Raw genomic sequence first — 1,288 nt, 5'->3', positions numbered from 1 at the left:
CGCAGGCAGTTTGCCGTACGAGCGCGTCACGGCTGCCCAGGTCATTTCGTACTGAATGGTATGGAACGCGCGGATGAAGCTCAGTTCATCGGGGGCGCGCCCGGCTGCGAGTGCGGCTTTGGCCATCTCCAGACGGATCAGGTTATAGGCGATCAGCGCGCCCCAGAATTCCTGATAGACGCCTTCCACGGTCTGGCTGCGAAGGGTCAGCTGCATGCCCAGCATCGACTGCTTGAACTCGTGGTAGCTGGTCTCGATCTGCCAGCGACGCTCGTAGCACGACACGATGTCGGCGGCCTTGAAACGTCTTCGGTCAGTCAGGGACGTCAGCAGCGTGCGTTGCCGCCCCCTTGCATCCACGACAAGCACGGCGCGCGCTTGCCAGAATTCGGGCAGATCCGGGCACTTCGTGCGGGCCTGCGGTGAGACGCGCATCCGCACGATCTGGTCACCGTCGCCCCCGCTCACGACCTCCCAGCGCAGATTGGATTTGGCCGGAATGATGTAATGCCGGTTCTCGCCGTGCGAGACCAGCTTGCACAGCAGTTGGGCCGACATGAACCCCCGGTCGAAGACGGTGATGGAATGGGCCGGCACACGAGCAATCAGCTCGCGCGCCGAGACCATTTCGTTGATGTCGTAAGGCCCGAACACTGCATCGCGCACCAGATGCGTGGCAAGCGCGGTGAGCGTGACCGCGCGCAGTTGCGGATAGCTGCCGATGCGGCCATGAGCGGCGGCGGAGGCGCCGAAATGCCTGCGATTGGCGGCACTGTCGGCGGTGCGCAGCGTGGTGCCATCCATCGCGAACAGCGAGAATCCCTTGAAGAGATAGCGGTCCTGATCCTGCGCAATCCAGTTTCTGGCTGATTCATGAAACAGCCACGCCAGGGGCGCCGCGCCGACGCGCTGCCGCGCCTGGGTGATGGCGCTCTTACTGACAAACGACGCGTCGGCCGCCGGTAACGCAAGGTCCAGTTCATCGACGACCTCGCTGATCGACTGGTGCCGGTACAGCGCGAGCGCGATCACAAGCCATACGACCTGCTGCGCGGGAAGTCGACGCCGACGAACGCTGGCACTGCCACTCGCCCGTACTGCAGACTCGATCCATTCGTACGGCAGATGCTGGCCCAGCCGCCCCCATTCGAGCGGCGGCTGTGATTCGACAAGAAGGCGCAGATCATCAACCAGCATGGCGATGCACGTTAACATCGCCGAGCCCCGTTTACAACTACTTTGAGCAGCCAACAAAAATGCCGTTCAGTCGCTTAACTGAACGGCATTA

Annotated in this window: 1 protein-coding gene; it reads right to left on the bottom strand. The window is 62.6% G+C overall.

Annotated features, from left to right (window positions below; translation table 11 throughout):
- On the bottom strand, positions 1–1,197 hold a 1,197-nt coding region (locus tag AWB66_RS32525), incomplete at its 3' end, for an IS4 family transposase (protein WP_235021363.1).
- Between the last annotated feature and the right edge of the window lie 91 nt (positions 1,198–1,288).

The organism is Caballeronia telluris, assembly GCF_001544495.1.
GTDB classification, from domain to species: Bacteria; Pseudomonadota; Gammaproteobacteria; order Burkholderiales; family Burkholderiaceae; genus Caballeronia; species Caballeronia telluris.
Note: the sequence above shows the minus strand (reverse complement) of the source record. Positions and strands in the feature narration are given on the sequence as shown.